13 protein-coding genes are annotated in these 25,611 nt (G+C 63.9%); 6 read left to right on the plus strand and 7 right to left on the minus strand.

Going from position 1 to position 25,611, the window contains the following annotated elements; translation table 11 throughout:
* Positions 1–128: 128 nt before the first annotated feature.
* Entirely contained in the window at positions 129–1,211 is a 1,083-nt protein-coding gene (locus ACWEF6_RS06885; protein ID WP_449682035.1) for a DUF2726 domain-containing protein, read from the plus strand.
* Positions 1,212–1,504: 293 nt separating this feature from the next.
* Here ACWEF6_RS06885 and ACWEF6_RS06890 read toward each other — a convergent pair whose 3' ends face one another.
* From ACWEF6_RS06890 to ACWEF6_RS06900, 3 genes are read right to left on the minus strand one after another with little or no spacing between them, the layout of a single operon-like run.
* A complete protein-coding gene (locus ACWEF6_RS06890; RefSeq protein WP_449682036.1) occupies positions 1,505–2,251 on the minus strand; it encodes a hypothetical protein in 747 nt (248 codons plus the stop codon).
* Positions 2,248–4,305, minus strand: coding sequence for a hypothetical protein (locus tag ACWEF6_RS06895; protein WP_449682037.1), 2,058 nt, complete (start codon positions 4,303–4,305; stop codon positions 2,248–2,250). The genes ACWEF6_RS06890 and ACWEF6_RS06895 overlap by 4 nt, the downstream gene beginning before the upstream one ends.
* A complete protein-coding gene (locus ACWEF6_RS06900) occupies positions 4,302–4,508 on the minus strand; it encodes a hypothetical protein (RefSeq protein WP_449682038.1) in 207 nt (68 codons plus the stop codon). The genes ACWEF6_RS06895 and ACWEF6_RS06900 overlap by 4 nt, the downstream gene beginning before the upstream one ends.
* 640 nt (positions 4,509–5,148) lie before the next feature.
* Between ACWEF6_RS06900 and ACWEF6_RS06905 the strand changes: the two genes are divergently transcribed.
* Together ACWEF6_RS06905 and ACWEF6_RS06910 are read left to right on the plus strand one after the other, a co-directional pair.
* Complete coding sequence (locus ACWEF6_RS06905) at positions 5,149–6,909, plus strand: DUF6119 family protein (protein ID WP_449682039.1); 1,761 nt, start codon at positions 5,149–5,151, stop codon at positions 6,907–6,909.
* A 1,025-nt stretch (positions 6,910–7,934) separates the two neighbouring features.
* The gene (locus ACWEF6_RS06910; RefSeq protein WP_449682040.1) at positions 7,935–9,077 is read left to right on the plus strand and encodes a hypothetical protein; all 1,143 of its coding nucleotides are present in this window, start codon (positions 7,935–7,937) and stop codon (positions 9,075–9,077) included.
* A 382-nt stretch (positions 9,078–9,459) separates the two neighbouring features.
* Here ACWEF6_RS06910 and ACWEF6_RS06915 read toward each other — a convergent pair whose 3' ends face one another.
* The gene (locus ACWEF6_RS06915) at positions 9,460–11,472 is read right to left on the minus strand and encodes a hypothetical protein (protein WP_449682041.1); all 2,013 of its coding nucleotides are present in this window, start codon (positions 11,470–11,472) and stop codon (positions 9,460–9,462) included.
* Positions 11,473–11,965: 493 nt separating this feature from the next.
* On the minus strand, positions 11,966–12,283 hold the full coding sequence (locus ACWEF6_RS06920) for a hypothetical protein (protein ID WP_449682042.1): 318 nt from the start codon (positions 12,281–12,283) through the stop codon (positions 11,966–11,968).
* Positions 12,284–12,522: 239 nt separating this feature from the next.
* Between ACWEF6_RS06920 and ACWEF6_RS06925 the strand changes: the two genes are divergently transcribed.
* Complete coding sequence (locus tag ACWEF6_RS06925) at positions 12,523–14,094, plus strand: hypothetical protein (RefSeq protein ID WP_449682043.1); 1,572 nt, start codon at positions 12,523–12,525, stop codon at positions 14,092–14,094.
* 157 nt (positions 14,095–14,251) lie between these two features.
* On the plus strand, positions 14,252–16,579 hold the full coding sequence (locus tag ACWEF6_RS06930; RefSeq protein ID WP_449682044.1) for a hypothetical protein: 2,328 nt from the start codon (positions 14,252–14,254) through the stop codon (positions 16,577–16,579).
* A 725-nt stretch (positions 16,580–17,304) separates the two neighbouring features.
* On the opposite strand, the gene ACWEF6_RS06935 is transcribed toward ACWEF6_RS06930, so the two are convergent.
* Both ACWEF6_RS06935 and ACWEF6_RS06940 read right to left on the minus strand, forming a co-directional pair.
* Positions 17,305–17,991, minus strand: coding sequence for a hypothetical protein (locus tag ACWEF6_RS06935; RefSeq protein WP_449682045.1), 687 nt, complete (start codon positions 17,989–17,991; stop codon positions 17,305–17,307).
* On the minus strand, positions 17,963–24,199 hold the full coding sequence (locus ACWEF6_RS06940; protein WP_449682046.1) for a hypothetical protein: 6,237 nt from the start codon (positions 24,197–24,199) through the stop codon (positions 17,963–17,965). Before ACWEF6_RS06940 ends, ACWEF6_RS06935 begins: the two co-directional genes overlap by 29 nt.
* 256 nt (positions 24,200–24,455) lie before the next feature.
* On the opposite strand from ACWEF6_RS06940, the gene ACWEF6_RS06945 reads away from it, so the two are divergent.
* On the plus strand, positions 24,456–25,556 hold the full coding sequence (locus ACWEF6_RS06945) for a DUF4238 domain-containing protein (protein WP_449682047.1): 1,101 nt from the start codon (positions 24,456–24,458) through the stop codon (positions 25,554–25,556).
* Positions 25,557–25,611: the final 55 nt, after the last annotated feature.

The following is a 25,611-nucleotide window of genomic DNA, read 5'->3' on the forward strand; positions in this document are numbered from 1 at the left end:
ATCGTGAGGAAAGGCGTCGGCCCCACCGTTCCCAATGAACTCGTCTGCGACCCAGCCAGGACCTTCACGGAACCCGCGCCCTGCGGTGCCGGCTGGGATCGTGGTTCTCTCCTTCGGAGACTGCCCACATGACATTCAGCAGCCCGGCTGAGATCCAGACGATGCGAGAGCTCAAGGCGGTTCTCGCGCCGATGGGATACGACGTGTCGCAGAAGGCGCGATTGCTGGACTGCGCGAGGGCTGCCGCGCGGAACCCGGCGGCCACGACGCCGCCCGGGCCGACTTTGGGCGATGCCCTCATTCCGGCCATGCGGCAGCTGGCAGGTCCGTTCGGCGAAGCTCATCCATGGCTCCGACCAGGCGACTGGACGTACGCGTTCAAAGCACATCTCGACTTCGTTGTGCACGACGGCGTTTACGGTGCCCACCCGACGCATCCGTTGTTCGCGGTGGAGTTCGACGGACGGTGGACGCATGACAGCGCCGAGGCGCAGGTACGGGATCGGCGCAAGAACCGGTTGTGCGCCGCCTCGGGGTTGCCGCTTGTACGTATCGGCGAAGAGTTTCTCCACAAACGGGAAAGATTGTCGACGATCGCGTGGCTGGCGCAGCTCTGGGCGCATCATCGCGAAGAGATGCCAGAACTGCTGGCTGATCGAGATGCGGATTTCGCCCGGCTTCCGGAAGCGGAACAAGAGAGTCCTTGGCTGCTCGGCGAGCACCCGGAATTGGACGTGGATCTAGTTTTCTCCGCCCGACACCCGTTTCCCGCGGTGCAACACCTCGCTCGCTGGCTTGCTGCCCGCTACGGCTTCGCTTGGCCGCTTGTCGATGCCGAGCCGGACGATGCGCAGTGGACTGTTGAGCGGTTTTCCCTGCCGGTGTTCGACCTGGCCGACGGGATGGTCCAGACGTGGTCGTGTGAAGCGACGATCCGTGGTCCCAGCGACTTCACCAAGACGGTCGCCGTGCGCGCTCAGGTGCGGGTCGGATACCCGATCCACGACGAGGACGTCGTCGTGGGGTGGGGCGGGTTCCTGCGGGGCACCCTTCCCTGGCTGCCGGCCGGACCGTGGACAGGCGCCTCAGCCATGCTGGGCGATGCTCTCTGCACGCACAACCTACTGGTGGAAATCGGCCACGTTATCAAGGCGCAGGAAAGGCGACGCCGAGGGCGTGGCGTCGCCGGTCCGGGGCGGAGCCGACCGTAGGAGGACCAGCGGATACCGGTTGACCGGCGCCTGCAGCTGTCCTACGGGAAGCCCGTAGCCGATAGTTCACCCCGCAATGTCGGGTTCCCCTGTCTCCATAAGGGCAGGCACGTGGGCCTGTCCCCACCTCGAGCCGTTGAAGCCCGTACGCCTCCGGACGATCGTCGACGACTTGTTCTTGGCGCTCGTGACCGGCCGGTGAACAACGCGCCCGGCAACACTGGGCGGGTGCTGCCTCGCCATGCTCAGCTCCGGACGCGGGCTGACACCCGCCCGCTGGCGAACCTTTCCGATCAGCTGCTGTGGTTAACGCTGCTGCCGCGGAATTCCGGTGGCACAAGCTCACGTGCACGTTGAGCGATCTCAGGCGCGTCGTATTGGTCGAACACGTCGGCGATCGAATTGGCCAGCCCAGCACGAGGGACAGGATGGGACAACTCATTGGCCAGTACGCGAAGAAGCGACATTAAGGGATCGGATTCCACTTCGGCATCATCCTGAGCTGCCGGCGTTTTGCATCTCTCCGCCACGGCTTCGAGGTATGTCAGCACCTTGTCGAGGTCGGCCGGTGCGAGCTGCTGCACGTCTCGACCGAGTAGCCACGCAAGTGCGCGCGGCGGTTCGGCGAGCAGCTCCAGCACGAAATCGACTCGCGCGGCCACGGCTCGGGACCGTCGGCTCGATGCCCGCTCCGCTGCGTCGAACTCATCGAGCGCTTCCCGGGCCGAGTCGTCCAGTTCTACAACGACGTCCTCCAGCTCGATCGTGAGTCCCGGGCAAGCATCCGCCTGCACTTCGTTCGCCCACAGCTCGTCGCACGCGCCGTCGGGGTCGGCTGGCTCCTGCTTCTTCAACACCTCGCGGAAGTGCCGGCGCAAGGCGCGACGCGCGAAGACCACATCACCGGGCGTCGGCGGTGACTCCGCCGAGCGCACCACCGCCGACGCCGTGACCGTGAAACGGATGCCCGGAAGCGCACTGCCCAGCCGAGCGGCCAACGTGAAGTGGCGGCTGTGCAGCCGACCGTTGCGCAACCTCACCCGGCGCCGTGCCGGAGCATCGCAACCAGTACACGATTGACTGCCGTCGAGGTCATGCCACCTCGCTCTTCGCCGGCGCCGAACACCATGTCCGCCAACGAACCGCGTGCCGTCCGGCGGATCAGCCAGGCCAAGATGTTCAGGGTCGGCGCCGCGATCTCGTCATCACGATCCGCAGACTCCGCCCACCGACGAAAGACGGCTGCCACGTGCTCTTCCAGTTCCGGCTGGGCGGCTGCCTGCTCCCACCCCTGACGTAGCAGGGAATCCGCCCGATCGTCCTGGGCGGCGCGAGTCACGATGCGGCGGAACGCCGGCGCTTCTCCGTCTGGGTCGATGAGCATGAGGAACCCCCGGCTTGCCGCGAGAGCCGAATCGGACCGCCAGTCGTGAACCGCCCGGAACACACCGTCGATGTCCTCGCCGGCCATCCGGCGCAGCACCTCGGTCGCCGCGCTGCCGATCACCGGCGACCACGGCCCGGCCAGCAACCATTTGAGCCGTACGAGGCAGGCGTTGGGATAGCCGCGCATGAAACGGCTCGAGCAAACCCTGGCCACCAGCTCCGCCGTCACCGCGGACGTGTTCTTGTCTCGGTAGGCGTAGGCGACCGCCCACATCTTCGAACGCAGCACCGCGGCGATGGTGGCGTCCTGCTCGGCGATGTCGGCCAGCAGCCGTGCCACCAGCACCTGCCGGTCCGCCGAACCGTCCACCCAAGACCACACGGTGTCCACCACGTCGAAATCCTCGACGGCGATCGCCAATTCGCCCAGGCGGCGCCCGATCACGGGCAGCTCGGCGTGCCCGGCTCCTTTCACCGCGCTCACCGAACGGATCCACTCGAGCAGGACGTCCTTCATCTGAGGGCGCTGTCGCCACACATGAGGCAGCACCGACGCGCTGAGCCCGTGCCGGACCGAGTCCAACGAGACCCCATTGGGCAGCTCCGTCACCTCGGCGCCGGTGATCCTTGCCAGCTGCGTGTCCATATCCTCGCCGGCCAGGAGGTCACTTGCCCGGCTGGGAACCAATCGGCCTTTCAGCAATTGCATGGCCGCCTCCCAGATCACCGCCGGCGCGGCTCCCGCGAGGAGTGCGGCCGAGATCAGCAGAGCTCGGTCCTCTACCGTGTTCCCCGCGTTGCTGCCGAAGAATCCGCGCAGGAAAGTGCGCCAAGCCCGGTATTCGTCGACCACGTGCGACACAGCAGCGTCGCTGGGGCCGCCGGACTGTTCGGCCGGGACGTCGTCGTCCGCCGAGGCGGCCAACTCCTCCGGCGCGTGCCCGATCGCGGCGGCCAGACGGACGGCATCCCGTGGCAGCGTCTGATCGGTGATGAGTTCCTCGAGCGTGCGGTGCCCGGCCCAGCTGACGCGATCGCCGGCCACGCGGCGGAGGTGGCTCAGCACGACCTGCTTCGCGATCGGCGCGGTGAGCGGCGCCTCGACGTCACCGGCTTCCGCGCCACAGCGCTCCCACGCCTCGCGGGTCATCGTGACAACCAACCGCACCCGGCTCTCGTCGTCGATATACGAGGCCAGGTCGCGCCCGAATCGTGCGGGGAACTGGTCCGCGGCCACCTCTCCGAGGTCGAGCAGGTAGGCACCGGGGACCTGCCTCGGCAGCATGCCCGAGTCGGGCGCTTCCCAGTCCGCGACGAGCTCGCGCACCGGCAGATCGTGCAGGTCGGCAATGTCCGTGCCCGCCTCCACCTGGCTCAGCAACCGCAGAGCCGCCGATCGTTTCCCGACGTGCGGACGGCCGGTGATGACAGTCAGCCGGCCTGCCCGCCACACTGACACGAGCCGGCCCCACTGTGCAGGATCCACCGGAGCGAAACACTCCCTGATGGAGTTCAACGACGTGTCCAGGCTGATGTTGCGCAAGACTTTGCCGTAGTAGTTGACCAGGTCGCGGCCGACTTGCGTCACGGAGCTGCCCGCGCCGGCGTGGGTGTGCTGAGCCAGTGCGGGCATCCAGTCCGCTGGCTGATGTCGATCCACCGCGGGGTCGGGGTTACAGTCGCTCTCCAGCTTCACCGGGTCGGTCACCGTGTCACCGAGCCCGAATTATCCCGCCCGGCCTGGATCACGATCGAGCTGTCGCCCGCGTTGACGATCTGCGACCGGCCGGAGCCCGCGCTGTCCGGGTGCGCTCGCCGGTACTCGTCGACGATCCGGGTGAGTTCCTCTGCGGCGTCCGGGTGATCTTCGAGGAACACTTCCAGCCGCCGTTTCCAGCTGGTCAGCTGCACGTGCTCTTCGGCGGCACGGTCCTCGGCTTGGTCGAGGCGGCGATCCGTTTCATCGAGCCGGCGCCTCGGGTGACTCGTCGGCCTTCTCAGGTGCGTCCCTCGTGAACAGCCTCACGAGCCTCGCTCGCAAGGCTTGAGCCGCGCCGCCGGCGACGCTCTTTACCACGACCTGGGCCGCGGACCCTGCGAGTTCCGTCCAGTCGACAGACTGATCCACCGAGTACTTCCTTTCTCAGATTGCGCCGGACTGCCGGCTCGCGCAGGCGCGCGAGCCCACGGGACAGGTTCGGGACCGGGGCGCCCAGGTACATAACTCACCCGATCAGATCAATTACCGTGCGTTCTGCTGCACGGCAGCGCCGCGGTCTGACGCGGTCGAGTCCCGTAAACCCGTCGCCACATGTCGGCGACCGTTCGCGGCCTACCGCGTGGTAAGGGGAATGTTGATGGGACGTTGGACGAATTCTCGATCGATTCGATGATCAACGCACCGGACATCGGTAAGCCGGTTCGAGTGGATCCCATCGGGTGAAGTCGTGGCGTCTTACGGCCGTCACGGTGTGATAACAAACAGGGTGTGCTCGTAACAGGCAGTAGCAAGCTGGCGACCCGGGGGACGTCGCCATAGGAGGTGCCCCGGATGAACGCCAAGCGGTCGAACAACGCGATCTGGAAGTTGACGCTTCCTGTGGACATGGCGCCCGCAACACGGCTGGAAGGCGTGCTCGAAGCCTATGCGAGGCGCGTGGCCGAGGAGGGCCTGGAGGTGCTTTCGCCCGTTCCGCTGAACCAGCTTCTCGACGGCTACCAGCTCGACCTCTTCGTCCGGCCCAGTTTCAGCGACGGCCTGTTGCCGTTCGTGAAGGGCTACCTCCAGAACGCCGAAGACGGCCGAAACTTCTACATCCGGGGCGCCGACGCCTGCCTGTTCATTGCCTCCGAGACGTCGCTCTACGCCATCACGACTGGAGGTGGCTTCCGGGTTATCGCCGAGGCCGTCGACTACAGCTTCCCGTTCGACACCGCGAAGAAGCTGATCTCCAACAGCTTTACCGCCGCGGACGTGCGCGACCTGATCGGTTCCCGGAGCAGCCGGTCCGAGACGTACCGTCGGGCGTACTCGATTGACAAGAGCGAAGCGATGGACACGGTGTGGAAGAAGCTGGTCGGGCGGCTGGACCGCGAACAACTTTCCGAGGACAGTCCGCTGGCGGACCTGGTCGATCCGGACAAGCCGCCCGCGGTAGAGGTCAAATCGTCCTTCGTGCTTCGGCAGCGGCTCAACCTCGCTGGCGTCACCGAGCTGATCGCGGCGCTCGAGGCATTGCCCGAGCCGAGTGAAGAACGGCTGCGTCAGCTGTCGTTCCTCGACAACCTCTATCCCGTCCGGAACGACAAGGCCTTGGAAGGCGATCTGGTCCGGGTCTTCGTCGAGAACATCCGGACCGCACTGGTCGGCGGCAACGCGCCTGACATCGACGTACTCGACCCCCACGAGATCATCAAGTTCAACGCCGGCTCGGACTTCCGGCTGAGCCGGACCTACCTGGGACAGAGCCCGCCGGATTTCGACGACCTCTTGCCGCACATCAAGCGCAAGCTCGCCGACAGCCTGCGTACCAAGGAAGAGTTCGCGGAGAAGTTCCTGGCGCTGTCGCTGACCTATCGGGTCGACCCCGACGACAAGTCGAAGAAGATTACCCGGAAGATTCTCGACTTCCTGCACGGACAGGTCGATCTCGACGGACAGACCTACTTCCGGATCGACAAGGTGTGGTACCGGAGCCTGGGTGCCTTCCTGGACAACCTGAAGAACGACTTCATCGAAGAAGTGTTCAAGGCTGAGGATCCGGTGCTCCTTGGCGCGGAGGTGTCCTTCCTTCCCTGGGCGGGCGGACGTGAGAGTGAGTTCAACGACTTGCAGGCGAACGAGCCCGACTTCTATTTCGGGGATGAAGTATTCGCCAAATCGGACAGGGGTGAAGTCGAACTGTTCGACCTGATCAAGGTCGATCGCGGCGAGCGCAGACTCTATGTCATTCACGCCAAGAAGGGCTTCGACACGAAGATGCGAGACGCGTGTAGCCAGATTCTCGTGGCGTCGGAAGTCATCGAGAGTGATCTGCTCGACGGCTGCAAGCTCCTGAAGACGTACTACGCCGAGGCGTGGTCGAAGGATCCCCACAACAGCAGAGTAAGTCTCAAGACCTTCCTGTCGTGGTTCAAGTACCGCCGCACGTATGTCGTGCTGTGCTCTACGAGGCAGGAGTTTGTCGCGGAGGACTTTGTGGAGCGCCGGCTGTGGTCGCACATCGCGCGCCGCGAGGTCCTGGCCACGAAGAACGAGATGAAGCGGAACCAGCGGGTGTTCCGCCTGGCGCACACCAAATACGGAAGTTGACCCGGTGTCGCCCCTACGGACGAGCCAGGTGCTGTCGAAGCCGCGCATGCTGGAACTGGTAGACACCACCGGCCTGCCGAAGGGCACCGTGCAAGTGCGCGTCTTCCAGGAAGGCCAACGTCGCCAACTGAAGTTCTCCCCGGATCGCGAACCAGCTGCGGGCCAGGATCCAGGGCCCCAAGCGGTGAAGAAAAAGGTCCACGCGACCGCGATGTCGACCGCGTTGATCAGGAAGAGAAACACTGCGTTCACCGGGGCGATGGTTCACCAGCCGTACAGGCCGTCGATCGAGCCCAGCGGTGCTAGAGATAACCGCAGTTGCCTGTTCGGCCATTGTGCACCGGCTGGAAACCGACGGTCCACCTCTCCTGCTACGGCTGGGCGGTTGACCGGCGTAAGGCTGGAGCCACCCGCGCGTCACAGACGGCCGGATCCCGTTGATCAACTGGGATCCGGTCAGCGTCTCCGTCGACGACATCGCGGACAAAACGCTGGACATCGCGGATATGACCGAGGACGGTCGTCCGAGGGCATGGAGACCTTGATCGAGCCTGGCGTCCAAACTGCAGAAGTTGCTTGCTCTAGTGTTTCGGATATTGAGTTCTCGCCACCTGTTGAGGCGTCGGCCGAGCAGCAGATGTGGGCCTTTTATCTTGAGGAGCAAGCTGCCGGTCGGACCCCGACGGGGGCGGATCTTGATCGTGTCGCCGGCACAAATAACTACGGTCGGCGGGTACTGCGGAGGTGGCGTGTGACTGGTCAAGGCCCGGGCGGGGCGATGGCGCCTCCTGGTACGGCAGGGTTGGGCCGGCCACACCGATTTTCGTCTGCCGACGAGGACAGCACCGATGTGGTGGTATCGATCTCAAGCGGCTCTTGACCTCTCTGCTGCCAGTGAGCGGCGAGCATGACCTCCCGCGCGACACTGACTCGTCTGTCGATGCCGGTGCGGGAGGAGTCGATGGCAGAGCCCTACCTTGCGTGGGCGGGCATGGGGCGCAGGTGGCTTGACTAAGGTCTCCGATATGAGCTATCCGTTCAACGACTCCGGCGCATCGCGGATGCGGGTTGAATCTGCCGACTACGAACTGTTGTGGCCTCGCGCGTTGTTCGTCCGGGAACTCACCACGCTCCATCGTCTCGACACCAGCGAGGCGGGCCCGATGGTTGAGCGGTTGCTGGAAGAGGCATTCCTGGGGGACGCGCCGGTTGAGGACTATCGAGGGTCGCGATCCTGGCCAGGCAGGTCGGTCTCGGCGGAGCGGCGGTATGACTTCATTGATGAGCTGCTGACCTACGTGCCACGGCTACGGGAGCATCGTCGACCGGGATCGTACTGGTCGGCGCGTCACAGGCCAGGCTCCGACGGGCGGGCTGTACCCCGCCGATCGTCGCCGCAGCTGCGTGAGGACTTCACTCAGCTGATCTCCATGTTGTTGGCCGATGGCTACTTTGGTCGTGCCTTCCCTAAGATCTGTGTCGATGATCATGACGGCGTGGATATTGATCCGAACATGGTGCTCGCCGAGCGGCTCGGCGTGCCTGACCTGTGGCCACTGCAGCCTGGACAGTGGGAAACCGACACCTTCTACGACCTGATCGAGGTCTTCCATGATCTCGCTGCGCGGCCCCGTACGCGTCACCGGCACTCGTGGGACAATTGCGGTTGGCATTTCGGTGACTTCGCCACCGACATCGGACGTGCGGTGTACCGGTGGCGCGTCAACGAACTACTGGCGGCTGGTGGGATTGACCTACGTCTCGCCGAGGACGGCGAGGACATCGGTCGCCTGGTGCATCTGGTCGACGACGCCCGCGCCGACCTCGTCCGCCAAGTCCTGACCACGCCCGAACCGGACATCGCTGGCCGTGTCCAGCACGCGATCGCGCTTTTTCGAGGTCGTGCGGCTACGGCGCACGACAAACGTTCAGCGGTGCTGACGTTGGCGGGGATCCTCGAGGAGCGACGCGAGCTGATCGGCGCGCAGATCGGCAGCAAGGACGAGGGCGCGTTGTTCGGCATCGCCAACGGCTTCGCCATCCGTCACCAACGCCGCGGCCAGCAGGCCGACTACGACCCGATATTCCTCGACTGGATTTTCTGGTGGTACTTGGCAACGGTCGAACTGACCAACCGTCTGCTCGCACGCCCTGAGCAAACGCCGTGACTCTTGACACCCTGGCACCCCAGCGTCGTCACCCGCCACTCAGACGAATGCGGGCAGTCGGCGCCGGAGTTCCTCGGCCATCGGAAGTGGGGCAGTCAGTGAACCCTGCGTATGCTCCTGCCGGTCGCAGACGCCAAGGAACCTGCGAGTGGTGCAGGAGTAGTGGGCCATGGAAGCCGCTGCCAACGCTGGCGTCCAACGTCGGCGAGGGCGAGCCCGAAGAGGACTGGTTCGCACGAACCAAGCAGGAATCCGAAGCGCTCGACCTCGGCCCACGCGGCGACCAGGGCGCCGAGATCGTTGATCCACTGGCCGAGGCTGACCCGGCCGCCGGTGCCGATGGCCAGCTGAAGCGACGGTCCGATCACGACGGTGGAATCCTTTACCGGGTGGCTGACCAATACACCTCGTCCGGTCCGTTGAGGTGGTGGATGGACAACCGGTGGCAGGAGCTCGTGGTGCGCAGCCTCGAGCTGAGGGTGTCCTTGCGCTGCGCCAAGACCTTCAGGATCTCGGGCGGTGGTGTCGGATTCTGGCCGCGGGCATGCTGAACCGAGTGCCACAGGCTCAGGAGTTCCAGTAGCACATCGACGACGGCGCGGCCGGCGTGTGCTGTGCCGACGTCGATGGGACCAGCGAACCGCCCGTTGTGGAAAGCTATGTTTCGCGTGGTGTAAAGCCATTCGAGTAGCGAGTGGAAGGTGTCCTGTTTCTCCTGCAGCCACGTGGCTAGCATGGTCGGCCGCGCAAGACGCTCGCGCCACAGGAGGATTGTTTCCTCGGTGAGGCCGCCAGCGAACGTGCTCAAGGCGGTGACGGCGCGCCGGGCCGCGTCCAGGTCGGCCGATTCCGCGGTCCGAGCAGGGAGAAGCAGGTCGAGCCACCGGTCCGGTTCTGTGAGGATAGGCTTGCCGGCGGTCCTCGGTACGTGAGCGTCGACAGCTTCCATTAGCGCGTTCGTTTCGTTAACAGCGTGCTCGTGCGCAGCGTCGCAGGCTTGCCGCGTCTGCTTTGCGCAGTCGACTGCCTCGGTTAATGCCGCGAGGTCGGCGGGAGTGGTTTGCTCCAGCGGCGACCTCCTTGCGAGCACATTTTCTGCACGTCTCAAAGCGGACCGAGCCTTCTTCGCTTCCGCACCGAGCCGCCGTACCTCTTCGGTGACTGTCAGCCGGAGCTGCGCGTGAGCGTCGATGATCTGGTGACGTAGCGTCTGTAGGGCGCAGGCACGGGCAAGCCGGGCTGCCTTCTCCGCATCTAGCCCGATCGACTCGATGGCACTCCAGCACAAGGCAGCGCTGGTCATCGGCGCCTCGACCTGCTGGGCGACGTGCGCGATTCGCAGGGCCGGCCGCACCCCCTCCGACCACGAAGAAGACAGCAGCGGCGACGTGTTCTTCAGGCTGGCCCTGAATCGCTCGCCCAGTACCCACCGGCCATCCGGCCCAGCAACCGCCCATGGGCCCGCCAGGGCGAGATCCACGATGCGGTTGCCCGCCACGTATTGGTCCAGTGCCTCGCTGATCGCCCGCCTGCCGAGAACTACAGCAGTTCCCGGATCAGTGGTGTTCACGGGGATTCTCACCAAAACGCCGGTGCGGGTGATCGGCGCCAGTTTTTCCAGCAAAGCACGAAGTTCCACTGACTTCGGCCAGTTGTTGTCCTGATGGACCGCGATAGGCCATTGCCTGGCCCCGGGAAGCAGGTCGTCGAGATTGTCCAACGACCGGGCACCGCTGACCAGAACAGTGACGTGGTGTCGGCGCCGCTGTGGCCATAGCAGCGCCGAAATTTCCGCAGCTGTTGGTTGTCTTGTCGTGAGGAGGTGAATCAATTCTCTTCTGAGAACTTCCCGGTCCCGCCCCGAGACGTACACCGACACCGCGGTCTCCGTTGCCGCACTGGCATCGCGGCTCGTTGCCCGCACCGGCGCATCCCATAAGCTCTGCAGGCGGTCGGCCGCCGTCTCGGCGAGGGAGGTGACCAGCGGCTCCACCACGATCGCACTTGCTCCGGCCAGTGCACGCTGCTGGGCCGGATCGGCGTTCGCCAGCGCCGCCGTCGTCGCGGCGAGTTCGTCGAGAGCGGCCTGCAACTCCGCACGCCCGGTGCCCACGGGAAAGCTCGGCAGCCCGGCGCGTGCGCAGGTGCTGCTGGTGCGCAGCACCCGCAGCAGCAGGCTGCGTTGGGGTTGGGCGTGCTCCGCGTGATTCCGGAGCGCGTCGTGCGCCCTTATGAGCGCGACCAGGGCGCTGTTGCTGGTCGACGCATGGAAGCCGAGGCCCGAACCGCTGTCCAGCGCGCGGAGAACTGTTTGCAGCAGACTTCGCTGGCGACGGGTCAGCCCGGCCGAGGTGAACGCGTCCTGAACACCGGCGTCGCTGCTCGACCTCGACATCGGCACAGCCTACTTCGACTGGACCCGACGGTGCTTCGCCGGCACCGCTGGTAGCCGGCGTGCTGTCGGTGACCAGCGGCTATGTCAGGCGCGGCCGATGTGGATCGGACCGAGATCGACTTCGACGTGCAGCAGTACAACCCGCACGACGCGAGCTACCCAGCCGTGGCTTACCTCTGCTACTCCGGCGCCCGCGACGGCCGAATCTGCACGCCGCGATGTCGCCTACAACCACGCTGAGTGGTGGCGGTGCTCCTCACCGCGCCCCGGGCTCCCCGTGTGCAGGATCAGTCCGATGTCGTCCAAGACTTCGAGGCCCGCAGACCGTGCAAAGCCCGGTCCTCACAGGAGTTGTCAACGACTACCGATACACCGCCTGAGCTGCAACGACGACTTTTCGAGCCCCGCAAGACCGCGCTGCCCGTCAGGCTCCGGTCGGCCCACTCCATCCAGCGTGGCATGCGTCCCGGGAATACCTGGTGTGGCGCTACGGTCAGCTGGCGGTGGATGGTTGCCCGTTCGCCCGGTGAGACGCGGTCGCTGGGGTCCGGCGGGGCGGCGTGGGGGTGCCGTAGCGCCAGGTGCTCAGCTGCCACGCGAGCCGCTGCGGACGGTCGGGGTCGGCGAGAACCCAGCAGACTGCGGCGATCGGCACGACGATCGTGATGATCAATACGGCGATCCCGAACCAGTCCGCAGCGAGAATCGTTACCGCCACCCCACCGGCTCCGCCGGTCACGCTGGCCGTCCTCACGACGCTAAAGCGCTTCACCGCCCTACACACGGCCGCCGCCCGCAGGCCGATGACCATGCTCGCTGGCTGGTTGCAGGCAAGTGAGATACTGTGAATCTCACTCTGTGTAGCCAGCTTGCTGCAATCAGTGAGATAGTCTGGGTGAAAAGGCGGGGAGCGGCCCCTAAGGGCGGCTCCCCGTGCCTAAGACTCTGAGTGATGCTCTGCAAGGATAGCATCTTATGTCGGCACCTGTACCGCCGTCGTCATCAGTGAGTCTGGCCACTGACCCGTACGCGAGTCACGTGCTTGCTCGGTTGCTCGACTTTTTCCGGGAGACGACGCCGTGGCCGCGCCGGCTGTGGGAGGCCAGCAACATTCTCGCGCTGGAGGAGGCTATTGAATGCGGGGAGTGGACCCGCACGCGGGTGCTGTCCTCTGCAGCCGTCTCCTGGTACCTGCACGAACTGGAACGCCAGCTCGGTCCCGACCGTGGCCTCGGTGACACTCGGCTACGCAAGGAGCTCACCGGACTGTTCCGATCCAAACTGCCGGCCGACGGGCGTGACCGTCGACGGTTGGTGCAGCTGCTGCCCTCGATCCGGCATGGCTACCTCAATCGTTGGGCGGCCAGTGTCGATTCGGCCGACCCGCCATCGCCGGAGCGGCTGGCCCGAACAGTGGCGACCTACCTGCTGGACTGTGGTCACAGCTCCGGGTACTTGAATCGCTGGGCCGTCGCGCTGCGGGAGGACCAGGCCGCGACACTGGAAGGTCTGCTGGACGGGGCATGTCACCTCGCCGAGCAGCAAGACCAGGAGTTCGAGGTGTTGATCCCTTTCGTCTCTGTCCCCGACCACGACTCCCTGGCCTCGCACCTGGAGGAGTGGCTCAACCCCAGTCAGGCAGCAGCCTGGTTCTCCGAGAACGGATTCACAAAGCCGCCCCGGCACAATGGAGCGTTTCTCTACTGGTTCAACACCAAGGATCCTGTCGCTGCTGCTCGAGCCGCCGGTGCCGTCGTGCGTCGGCTGGAGGCTCGCCGCGCCTACGCCCGCGGGTCTGCCTACGCCCGGCGAGGCCGGGGACGCCTGCAGCCGGTCGGGCAGGTGTGGATCAATGGTCAACCCGAACCGCTCCCGTTGACGCCGCCCAACCGCGGGGTGAGCGTGCTGTCGTTGGTGAGCGAGCAGACGATGTACGCGGTCAACCACAGTGACCGGCTCGACGAGGCTCTGGAGCTGGCGGCGCCACTAAACGACGGATCCGCAGCGACAGCCGCAGCGGGTGGCTGGGCCGCGGTCGAGTCGCTGCTCTATCACCCCGGAGACGCGCAGGACGTCACCGACGGGCGAGCGGTCGTCGCCGACCGGCTAGCCGCCATCGTTGCGTGCTCTTGGCCTCGAGCCGAACTCACCACGTTGTCTTACCGCCATCAACCGCTGGCCGCTGATCTCCTGAGTCAGCGTCTGGCGGGGTGCGAGACCAACGCCGACCGCAGTCGCGTCGTCGCCGAGGCGATCACCGGGGAAACTGGCAACCCACTGGTGCTCGACTCGCCCCACGAACTCGCGGCCGTGAAGCGGATGAAGGCTCTGCTGGATGATCCTTACGGCCAGCTCAACGATGTCAGACAGGTTCTGAGCGGGGTATTCCGACGTCTCTATCGACAACGCAACATCGTCGTCCACGGTGGAAGCACGGAGGCGGTCGCACTCGACACTGCACTTCGTACGTCCGCACCGCTGATCGGTGCCGCCCTAGACCGGCTCGTGCACGCCCAGTTGATCGATGAGGAACCGCCGCTCGTCCTAGCCGCGCGCGCAGAAAACTCTCTGGCGCTGGTCGGCGATCCCCTCGGCCCGCACATCACACGCCTGCTCGGATGACCACGTCCTCAGGCCAGCCGGTATGGTGATCGGCGGTACAAATCAGCCGGAGGCCACGCCTGCAGCAATCCCGTCGGATGTCCGTAACAATCGCCAATCCCTGTGGATAGGGAGCCGGACGCCGTAATGTGGCTGAGTCGGACGAAAGCAGGTATCGATGAAACGCGTCCTCGACGACACGCTCAGGAGCGGCGCTGCCGCCGCGGAGTTACATTTGCGCCCTCCACGTACTGCCCGCCTGCTGCCCGAAGACGACTACTCCGGAGCTGTCGAAACCATCAGTCGGATGTGCCAGACATGGGGCGGTGTGGCGGATCTTCTCGTTCCGGTGAATCAGGAGGGGCCCTCGCAATTCTACCGGAACCTGGTTTGTATGTCCGATATCGACCGCGTCACCGGCCCGGGGATGCACGAGACGTTCCCGCACCTCTCCACTCAGCCGATCGGGTTCGTGTCGGCGCTAGCCGTCGCTGCGGCCAAGGACCGGACGAAGTATCGAACGCTCGAGGTATGCACGGTCGATGAGGACGCACCTTGGCATCTCGGCTACATCGGCGGTCTTGGTCATCTGCCGGTTGCACCGGATGCGGAGACGCTCGCAAGCCAGGGTTTTCGACCGGACCTTACCTTCGAAGAATTTCTTCCGGTTCGGCACGTCACTGACTCAGAACCGTCCGCAGACGGCTTGGTTCAGCGCCTCGCCGTCGCCGACGCCTTCACCCCGACCGGGTTTTCACTGCTCGGTCTTACCACCCACCCGACGAAGGTGGTTCACTCAGTCCTGGACGGCTGGCGGTCGGAACGTGGAGTGTTCGCCCGCCAGACCGGACCGTACGTGATCGTCATTTACCGCCCGCGTAAAGTAGCTGACCTCGCATTGCTGTGGAACCTGCGCGCTGTGCACGGCTGGATGCGAACTCTCCCGCTCGGCGTCCCACTGCCTGACAATGGAGAGGCCACGATCGCCCAGGCTGTCAAGGACATCCAGACTCTGATCACCAATCGGGGCCCGGGGATTCAAGGATGGCCCATCGCCCTGGTCAGTGCCACGGTCGGCAAGGAAGCGTTGGAAGCTATTCGGGACCTGCTCGGTTCGGTCGCGCAGGTCGCCAACGTCGTCGAGCTCGGCGATGTGCTCGTACCCGCGACGGTTCCCAGCAGGTCCAGCCGCGCGGCGGTCACTTTCGAGAACGGCATCGGTCGAGTCGGCACGCGAACGGATGACGATCGGACACTGCTCGCGCCGATGTCCCGCCTGCGTCCTCGTCCGCACCTCTACCTGACGGTCACGCTGAACGACGCCAAGATACCGCCATCTCCAACGCTAAACCGGAAGGAATTGCACGGAGGTCGATACACTGGAGGCGGCTGTACGCTGAACGCAAGCAATGATGAGATCCAGAAAGTTCACTGGCCGGCGAATTGGACAATTCTCGAAGCACTGGTCCGTGATCGTGGCCTGACGGCGTCCCCCTCGGCTTCGGGACGTTCCGCGCTGGCCTTACTTGAGTCGGTCGGGGACCTTGACTCGGTGTGGCGGCTCGCTCATCGTCCTTTGCTCGCACTGCTCTACAAGAAGTCGGCCACCAGCGGCATGAGCTGGTGGAAGAAGCGCGCGGCCGATCAGGCGAAGGCCGTCGCGGCAACTCAGAGCGATCCTGACGCCGCGTTCGCCGAACTCAAGCGTATGATCGAGGACGTTTCCGTGTCGCGAGGCGGCGAGTCCGCCGCCACGCTCACCTTCGGCGAACTGTGCACGGCGATCGGTGACAAGCGGGCCGCGAGGCTCTGGCTGAGATGGGCGGAAGAACGATCACTACTTCTGCGAGGAACCACCATCAAATGTCAATGGTGCCAGCGGGAAGCGTGGCGCCCGGTCGCAGAGTTGGGTCCGCCTATCATCTGCGACGGCTGTACCCGGACACTCAGCAATCCGTTTGAGCCGACCTCCTTGCCGTTCTCCTATCGGCTAGGCGAGTCCCTGAGGCGAGCAATCGAAATGGACTCGATTTATCACTTATTGGTCATGAGGACTATCCAGTCAGTACTGGAGGGCGGCGTCGAGAAGATTGTAGGCGTTCACCCCGGGGTCGACTTCCGAAATGGCATCGGGGAACAGTTGGAGGCTGATATCCTCGTTGTCATGGGAGACGGCGACCTCTTCGCTTGCGAAGTCAAGTCCAGGTCGACGGGGTTGAAGGACGCAGACATCGAGCACAATGAGCGCCTCGCTCGCTGGTTGGGAAATCCGACGGTCCTGTTCGCTTGCGGTGAAACAGAAGAGGAAGCGGCGCCCTCTTACATCGCGGCGGCAGAAGGCGGCAGCGGCGTCGTGCGCCGGCTGTTGACCGCCGACGACTGGCTCGCGCGGAAGCCACATCTGCGGAAGCCCGTGGAAGAGCACGAGGCTGAGTTCCCGCGGCTGATCCTCAGCGATGACCCAGAAAACAGGGCAGACCCTATTCTCGATCAGATGCGCAACTGAGCCGAACCGTCAGGGCGAGTCTCCGCAGCACCGCGCCGGCATCCGGTTCTACCTCTGACGACGGACGATGATGGACTTGCCAATCACGCTGCATCGACCCAATGCCCGGGTCATGACTGTTAAGGAGGCGGGTTCTAGCGATCGTCGAGTAACCGGGCATGCCAGGCGCGAGGGAGAAACCGCGCCGTCGTCCCCGGCTCGGCGGGGAAGCCCCAGATGATGACCCGAGCGCGCCATGCGTCGGAGATCGTTCGGCGCGCGTGGTCGGCCGGGGCGATGGGCTGGGCGTACTGACGCCGGGTAGGACCCCCCTCTGACCGGACAGATTTCGACGTTAGCAGCGCGGAATGTGCAGGAGCGGAGTTGTACCAGCCGACATCGTCCACACGGGGACGCGCTGCACGAACCTTTCCGCTGTGGCTTGATCGATGGTCGTGGGCCGACGGCATCCGGCAAGTTCGACTGAAGAGCCAGCTGCCCACGGGTTGCGTTGCTCAAGCACTCCGAGGATGCCAGTTGGCAGTCCAGGCGTTCCTACGCTATCGCTTGGTCGCGGGCTTGTGCGTCGGTGCGTTCACCTCTTCCGCGGTGATCAAACCGATCGTACGTCTTTCCTGGCCCAACGCTCGACTGCTGCGGAACGTCTCCGGAGCGGGTCGCCCCCGTATCGGCTACGGGCCGAAGCTTTCTGTGCCTCGGGGATGAGGAATTCAGTGGATCTAGGATTAAGTGTCGTCGCTGGAGTCATCGGAAAGTTCCTCCAACGCGTGGCGGACTTCAGCAATAGCTTTTTCGGTCCTGCGGAGGATGGAAATCGACCGCGCGTGCGGTCCCGGCGTGTCGGACTCCGTGGTGAGGGCGTCAGCGTCCATGAGTTGCCGGAGGTCGATGCGACGAGCGAAACTTGCCAGTAGCTGATGGCTGTCATCGGCGAGGTGTTCGGCTGCTTGCAGCCAGTTGGCTTCGCGGTCAGCGGCGTCTTTGGCTGCGGTAACGATGATGTGGCGAACGACATCACGGATGGCGTTCTCCAGCGTCAAGGCAACGCGCAACAACGACGTCTGAGTCGTGTCGGAGTCTGGCTCGCTGCCTTCTGGAAACATCTGGTAAAAGCGCCAAGGCTTGTGCTCCGCAAGAACAGCAAAGGCATTGACGATCGGTTCGAAAGCTGAGGTAGGACTACTGTCTAACGGCGCGCCTGACCGGACTGTCCAGAGGCGGATGATCAGATCTGCCGCTTCGCGGCGCAGCTCCAGCTGTTCCGGTTCTGTGGTGTTCTCGGCCTTGACTATCAAGTCTCCGAGGTGATGGGCCATCCACCTACCCAAGACGTCGTCGTCTGACAGGTCTTGGGTGAGCAGCTTGCCGAGTTCGAGTGTGCGCTCAAAGTTCTTCACATCTTCCGGCTGCATCGAAGACGTAAATCTTGAAGGACCGCTCGAGGGTTGGCAGGGTGTCGTCATTGTCATGCCTCCACGCGGGAGTATGGGACTGTTTTAGGCGTTCATGAGTTCGGTTGATCATCACTTCGACGATCAAGCTTTCCTGGCTGGTTTGCAGGAACTCGTGCAGTACCTGACGTCGGATCTGCAGTCGCTGCCCTTCCTGACCGGGACTGCGGCGGCGGTTAAGGGCTGTGCCGTCGTCCCACACATGAATCTGGAGCGCGCTTGTGCCAGCGCGGTCCCAATCTCGCATGTCGGCGTCCGGAGTCAGGCCGAGCAGCTGGGCGACGTCTTCACATGGATGTGCGGGCGGGTGCCGGACGCCCGCGGCCAGGGGATCAAACGTGTCGCATCCGGCCCGTGTTTCTGGAACAACGATCCAGCCGGTAAGTGCGAAGCCTGGGATATCGGACTGATATTGGGTGTCGTCGGCATCTGGAATGCGGAAGCCCCACCACGACGGAGCGGTTTGCAGAGCCAAGGCCAGGGATCGGGCTCGGTCTGGCCTGACTAGCGCACTGTGGATCCGCACCTCTTGTTTTGCCTCGTAGGTCAGGTCGTCGGAGTGTTCCCAGACAGTCACCCAGTCATCGTTGGGCAACAGACGCTGGGCGAAGTGCCGAGAACTCAACTGCCAGATCCAGGCGGGGGTGACTGAATGATCTTCGCCGGTGAAAACACTGACGGGAGAGGGGTCTCGTCGATCCGCGAGCCAGCGGCCATCGTTTCGGCTGGGTAGGTACCTTTCGAGCCACTGAGTGAGCAGGTCGTGTATGTCGCCTTCGTCGTGAGCTACAGGGCGCTCGGCGAGTAGGTCGCCGGCAACCGTCCAGAGTGCGTGCACTGCGAGGTAGAAGCCTTGATCTTCTATCTCCGGCCATTCGCTCTTGTGGACATAGCTGTGTCGATCCCTGTATACACCGAGTGAGCTGCGTGGATCGGCATCGATACCTTCAAAGCTGTACCCCCAGCGGTTGACAACAACGTCCTCGGCTCGGCGTTCTACGTCATCACCTGACAGACCGAAGGCGTCTGCGAGAGGCTGACACCAGTGCTCATTGAAGTCCAGGAAGAACCTGAACGGCCCAGTGCGGGACCAGGCGGAACCTGAGTGTCTCCGCTCGGACCATCGCGTGCGGACGTAACTGACGGGCAAGTTGATCTTTCCGAGGGCTGACTTCTCTGTAGCCGTCAGTAGCTCTGGGTTGACTTCGCTCAGTGCAATAAGAGCGGACTTAGCGCTGGCGCGCATCACAACGTGAGGTGCATCGTCAAACAACACCCGCTTCAGGAGCGGCAGGAAGATCTCGATCATCTCGTGGCTGGAGCACTCCTGCGCGGCCCGGGCAAGCGCGCTCAATAGCCATTGAATGGCGTGTTTGTCGTAGAAGGGCAGTCGGGCGTCGACGAACGCCTTAGACGACAGAACTCCGGTCGCGAAGTCCCGGATTGCGCGCAGTTCCTCCTCGCACTGCAGACCGGTCAGCAGTCGGATGCAGTGGGCGGCACGCCAGCGCATGCTGGGTTCTGGGTCACCGAGAGCGACCCAGATGTAGGCGCCGATGCACTGGTCGAGTTGGTCAGGAGTATCGGCAAGGGTTGCGAAGGTGCCGTCACCGAAGTCGTGCGGCGCGACTTGTGTGGACAGTTCGGTGAAGTCGTCCAGTACGACCTTCGCCTGGTCGTGAGAAAGTCGGTCGGCAAGCTGGGCAGTCAGGGAGAAGCATTCTGAAGCGTCGAGTGTTGCTGGATATGCTCCAAGGTGACGCAAAGCGGTGGCTGAGATATCTTCGGTTAGTTCGGCTAAGCGACTGAGCTGTTCAAGGTCGAGAAGCGTGTGGCTTTTCAGGGTCAGTTGATGGCAGAATCGGAGTGTGGCTTCGTGGGCGAGAGTCTGAATTTGTCTGACTGCCGCGCGTGGCAGCATCTCCACTTCGTCCAGACGGTCAATGAATTCTGCGTAGTCGAGTATGGTGAAGTGAGGATTGGCAATAAAGGCTGCTATCGTCTCACTGAGCGATGATGTGGGGCCACTGATAGCTTGGTTCGCGAGTTGCCCGAAAGTCAGCCATGGTTCGGCGTTGATGATCAAGCGCGCTTGTTCCCAGCCTTCTGGTGTTCTCAGATCGCAGATTCTTAGGGCTTCGGATGCCCTTTCGAGTCTGGCCGTGGTTTCATCGTCGTAAGACTTTCCGGACCAGTCTCTACTGGTTCGATGAGGTGGCTTCGGTTGCTTCACCCCACCGACCGCGCCGGGTGCGAGCGGGGTGCTGGTGAGGTCGATATCGAGCTCGTTGGCGACATGTGCGCAGCGCTCTATGAGGCTCTGATCTATGCCGCGATGGGAGAGGAACTCGCCGATGGCGGAGGCCACCTGCCTAGCTCGGTCGGGACCACTTCGAAACGTCTGCTCGAGCAGTTCCTGGACGGGGATGAAGCCGTCGAATGGCAACATCGCCAGGGCTATCCGAGGTGATCTGGCCAACGGGCTGTCTTGTGCCGTCAGCGCGTGTACGAACGGCACCTCGGTGCAGAATCGCCGATCGCGCCACCGTGACGCGACTGAGACCGCGACGGTCGAGCTAAGTCGGCCGATCGCGGTCAGAGCTCGGGCGTGGTCGTTCGCGTCGTCAAGGTACGGCTGAAGACCCTCAATGATCTGGGCCAGTCGATAGGCACGCGCGTGATCCGGGACCTCGGCGTCCGAAGCGGCTTCAGCCAAGGCGGTGAGCGCGGACCACCTCGAGTGGACTTCGTCTCCGACACGATCGGCCAAGTCCCGTGCGTGGGCGAAGTGCTCGGCCGCTTCGGCTGGATCGAGGCGAAGCATCGCACGTGCGAGCGTGACCATCCCCTCGGCCGTCTCCTCTGCGGCGACTCGCGCAGTCTCCCACTTCTCCCGCACCAGATCGGCCACCGCGAATGCGGTGCGCTCGGTGCTCAAACTCGCCGCCGTCGCCCGTACTAGTTCTGCGAAGACCTTCGCCGCGATGAGTTGCCGGTGCCGGCGGCACCATTCGATGAGCTGTTGCTGTGCCTCGTCCGGCAGACCGAACACGGAGATCTTGCCGGCCAGCCGGACGATGCCGTTGATGAGCCTCCGAGGAGTCTCATAGTCGGAGTAGTCGGTCAGGGTCGCGCGGGCGAGTTCGGTGAAGTCGCCTTCCAGGTCGTCGCCTTTGCCTATCAAGCATCTCATCCAAACGCGGGCCCATTCGGCCAATGGTTTGATCTCGCGCTGCTGGATTGTCAGCTCACGCGACTGCTGATGAGCTGGTCCCTTCGCCGCCTCGCTCGCTTCGTCGCTGGCGAACTCATCCATCTCGAGGGGGCGCCCGCGTACGAAGGCCAGCAACGCGAAGCCGCCCAACAGAGGCTCGATGGGTGCACTGAATACCCTGTCGAGTGAGGGCAGTCGTGTGGGCAACGACAGCGTCAAGATCTTCTCGGCTTCGTCAGCGCTGAGTACCTCGTGCCGCAATCCCATCGCGACGATCCAAGTCACGGCCTGGACTTCAAGATGTTCATCGCGTCCGGAGCGTGCTTCAGTGAATGAGACCTGCGATCGTTGACGTCGGAGCATTCTCGTCAATCGGCGCGCTGTGCGGGCGGTGCAGACGTGATTTACCTGCCAGGCAGCGCACGCCACTGCAAACTGGAGGTATTTGACCTTGGTTGCTGACCACGCGAGCTGGTCTAGTTCGGCTACTCGTCCTGCGTCCGCGAGACGGTTGGCAACGATCAAGCCGGCGTCGAAGGCGACTCGGTTGGGCTTCCACCTTGCCAAGAACTCGATGCATGCGTCGATTCCATTGGCGTCGAGCAGGCCGAGCGCCACTTCGGCGATATCGTCGTCCTTGACTCCGTGTCCGTGCTCGTGTGGCTGCCGTACCCACGCGGCCATCCAATCGACGGCGCTGCGCAATCGGTTCCGAGCGAGGTCTTGCTGCCCAGGAGTCGACGCCAGCAGCGCCCCTTCGTGCTGGAGGTGTGACCCAGGCCAGCCTCCGCGCAGGCTCCGCGTGGCGACCAGATCCTCTACGACTCTTGGTTCGAGAAACCGGCCGGCCAAGTCGGTGTTGCGACGCAGCAGCCGGAGAGCGCGCGAATGACCTGCCGCCAAAGTGCCGGCCTTTGCCGCCAACCGGGCGGAGTCAAAGTGACGACCAGCTCTCAAGGTTGCCTTGAGCGCGTATTGGACACGTTGTTGAGCGACCTCACGCTGTTCAAGATCATTGCTCCGCGGGAGTGCACGGTCGGTCATCGCGAGCTCGATCAGGACATCGACTTGGCCCGCTTCCCAGAGCAACTCGGGCAGGGACGTCGCGACGTAGGCATCGTCGTCGGCGAGCGGGCGCAGTCGTTCGATGAACCCCGCCAGCCGTGCCCCGTCGGGCCGGTGGTGGCTTCTGAACCAGGTTTCGGTCGGCTCGTCACGAAACTGCAGGGCGTCACCATCGATGAGTAGCGGCCGCCCGAGGTCGGCCACGAAGCTGTGGATGAGCGGCGCCGGTACCGAACATAGGGTACTGATCACGCCGACAGGGATCCGCGGGCGGAGGGCGGCGAGCGCTTCGCATACCCGGTCGATTCCGGCTGCCGCGACGCGATCGCGGTCTTTAAAGTCCTTGACGCGGCGTCCGATGAGCGTGTCGAGCGATTCGTCGACATCCCGGGTTTCTCCCAGTGAGGCCAGGCACGCCTCGAGGCTTTGTGCGCCGTCGAGTACGAACGCCTGGACGCGTGGATTCGATCCTGTCCTTCGGTGAAACTCAGCGACCTGCTCGTCCGTTGCTGCTGGGAAGGTCGCGCGAAGGTGATCGGCAGTGTTCGCGATGCTGAAACCCGTCAACTCGATCTTGCGGGCGCGGGGCGGTGCCTCCAGGAGATCCATACGCTCGGTGCGGCAGAGCATCACGAGCCGGACGCCAGGAGGTAAATCTTCGCGAACCAGGTCGGTGACGAACGTCTGCTCGCCGCGATCGCGAGCGAACATCGCGGCGTTGTCAGCAGCGTCCACTATGAGCGTCACCAGGGCTTCAGGGTGTTGGGTGGTAAGTTCCTCGACCACGGCTCGCAGCCGGTCGAGGAACGCGCGGAAGTATTGATCGGGATGCGCGGTCGCCACTGGTACCAGTGGGTCGCTTAGCGCGTGCGCCGCCAGTTCGTTCGACAGCTGCACCAGGCCTTGCCGGTGTTGATGTCGAGGCAGGCTTCCCCGGCGGTAGCCACCGTCGCCGAAGCAGTCGTAGACGATGGTAAGTGAGCCGGTGGGCATGTACTGGTGGAGCTGGCTCGTCAATGCCGACTTGCCCACGCCGCCCGCCGCGTGGACGATCACCGGCTCGTCAGCTGCGGCGACGATCGTCTCAGCGATCAGCGGGACCTGATCAGTCGGGACGAGAGCATCGGGGGCCCTGATCAGGTTCGGTGCCGGCAGAAGCTCGGTCTCATCGGTCGCCAGCGCCATCAGAACTGTGGCTCGGCGAACGGTGTTGTCGGTCTCCCGGGACGTTGCACGCCGGGCGATCATTTCCTTGAGCAAGACGTGGTGCACGTCGGAAGTGCCTGGCAAGTGGCCGGTTACCGCGTGTCTGAGCTGCGACTCCAGCAAATCTAGAGACGGCGCGGTTGGGTCGACCCGGAAATTCGTGAAGAAGTCTCTCTCGCCCGTCCGATCGTCACCGAATGCGGCGTATGTTCGCAAATGTCGGACATCTCGGCTTGTGGTTAGATTGGCCGAGTTGGAAGCGAGCGACTCGATAGCTCGAACCACCGAGTCACGCACCGGCCGGTTCGTGACGAACTCGTAGAACGTGTGTTGCTCAGTTCCGGGCAGCTCGTCTCGGATCTTGCGAAATTTTTTTGCGAAACCTTCCACGGTCCCGCTCAGCCCGGACACGCCCCACTCTTTGTCGGATCGATGGGTGGAGTGCTTCAGCTGCCTATACACGACTCTGACTGCCTCAGCGAGGTCTTCGGATCCGTAGTACTCGGCGAGGTCCACCACCTGCTCGCCGTCGGGATCGTCAGTGTCCATGGCTGACACCCCCTCGACCGCGATCGCGACCAGACTGCTGTCACGTCGAAGCAGCTTGAGCGATTGACGAGCTGCCCACTGGTAGTGGAACTGGTCGCCATCGCGACTGGCCCGAAGGCGGTCGACACCGGACACGATCAGCCACCTGCCAGCAAGTAGAGGTGGAGTTCGGTGCCAGCGGTCTGATTGTGTGCGGTCAGGGATGCGCGCCCCGTCCCGGAGCTTGAACGAGATCTACTCATGGCGCGACTGATGGTTCGGCTCCTGGTAGCGCTGAGCTGGCGTTCTTGACAAGCGATCATCCTGCCTATTGGGTGGCGTCCACCGTTGGTCTGCGACACTAAGTGTAGACAAGATCGCCGCGGCAAGGCCGTATGTGGAGTAGCGCGTCATGGAGTGGGAGTACCTCGGGAGCGATCCGAATCCGTGGGGTGAGATCCCGGTCAGCGATGGCGGACAGAGCCTCGTACCGCGAGTACAGGCCTTCGTTGACCGCATCGTGGAGATCGCCCAGACGAGGACCTGCAAGTCGAAGCGGCACCACTATGTGCCGAAGTCTTATCTGCGCGCGTGGAGCTTCGACCAACGCCGAGTACGGGTCTTGAACAAGGTCGACGGCTCGGATCGAGCGCTGGGGCTCCGCGATGTCTGTGTCAAGGAAAATTTCTATCGGGTCACCGACGATGCTGGACAGCCGCATAACCAGGTCGAGGACATGCTGGCCGTCCTGGACGACGAAGCCGCAAAGCTGTTGCGATTCCTGCGTGGTTGGGAACCGGGCGTCGACATCGCCTTCGGGGACTTCATGGCATTGGCTGTCGTGATGGCCGTTCAGCGGAACCGCACACCCCAGACCCGGCGCCACATGCAGGAGATGTCCGAATGGGCTCACCGGCGCCTCAATCAGCCTGCGGAAGTGCTGACGACAGACAGCCACGTCGACCTAGTGTTCCGGAGCATGCACGAAGCGGCCGACCAGCTGTCGATAAGACAGCTCGAGGTCTGGGATGACCCGAAAGGACGGTTCATCACTTCGGACCAGCCGGTGCTCATGTCATCCGATGACCCACGGGTTCCGCCGTCGACGATCGACTGCGAGTACATCTGGTGGCCGATCGCTCCCACTCGATTGATCGCGCTGGGCCGGGAGTGGTCGGGAGAGAAGGTTGTGCACCGTACTCTCGGCAGTCGCGAGGTCGACCGTGTACGGACGACGTTTGTACGCCAAGCCGAATCGGTTATCATCGCGATGCCGGGTGACCTCGAGGTCCCCTCGGGCAAGCGACTCAGGCGCAGGCCGCAGCTCCAGGTGGACTGCCAGACGGTGGACGCTGACCAGCGGAGATGCCGAATTCGCTTCGGCTGGAGCTATGGTCCTGGTCTCCTTGACCACGTCTGCGACCCGCCCTGCGCGATGACGAATGTGTCTGATGGGCCGCCTCCGAGGCCAAAGCCGCTTTTCGGGTCGCAGCGTCGTGGCCAAGGTGGATAACGACATGGTCAGGTCGACGTCCGTCGACCTGACCATGTCGAGGGCGGGCCGTCGC

It is taken from the genome of Amycolatopsis sp. NPDC004772, from assembly GCF_053601215.1.

Coding starts and splice junctions, on each gene's coding strand:
- ACWEF6_RS06935 (WP_449682045.1), bottom strand. CDS start 17,991: ATGCAGCCGGAAGATGTGAAGAACTTTGAGCGCACACTCGAACTCGGC.
- ACWEF6_RS06905 (WP_449682039.1), top strand. CDS start 5,149: ATGAACGCCAAGCGGTCGAACAACGCGATCTGGAAGTTGACGCTTCCT.
- ACWEF6_RS06920 (WP_449682042.1), bottom strand. CDS start 12,283: ATGGTCATCGGCCTGCGGGCGGCGGCCGTGTGTAGGGCGGTGAAGCGC.
- ACWEF6_RS06885 (WP_449682035.1), top strand. CDS start 129: ATGACATTCAGCAGCCCGGCTGAGATCCAGACGATGCGAGAGCTCAAG.
- ACWEF6_RS06945 (WP_449682047.1), top strand. CDS start 24,456: ATGGAGTGGGAGTACCTCGGGAGCGATCCGAATCCGTGGGGTGAGATC.
- ACWEF6_RS06910 (WP_449682040.1), top strand. CDS start 7,935: ATGAGCTATCCGTTCAACGACTCCGGCGCATCGCGGATGCGGGTTGAA.
- ACWEF6_RS06915 (WP_449682041.1), bottom strand. CDS start 11,472: ATGTCGAGGTCGAGCAGCGACGCCGGTGTTCAGGACGCGTTCACCTCG.
- ACWEF6_RS06930 (WP_449682044.1), top strand. CDS start 14,252: ATGAAACGCGTCCTCGACGACACGCTCAGGAGCGGCGCTGCCGCCGCG.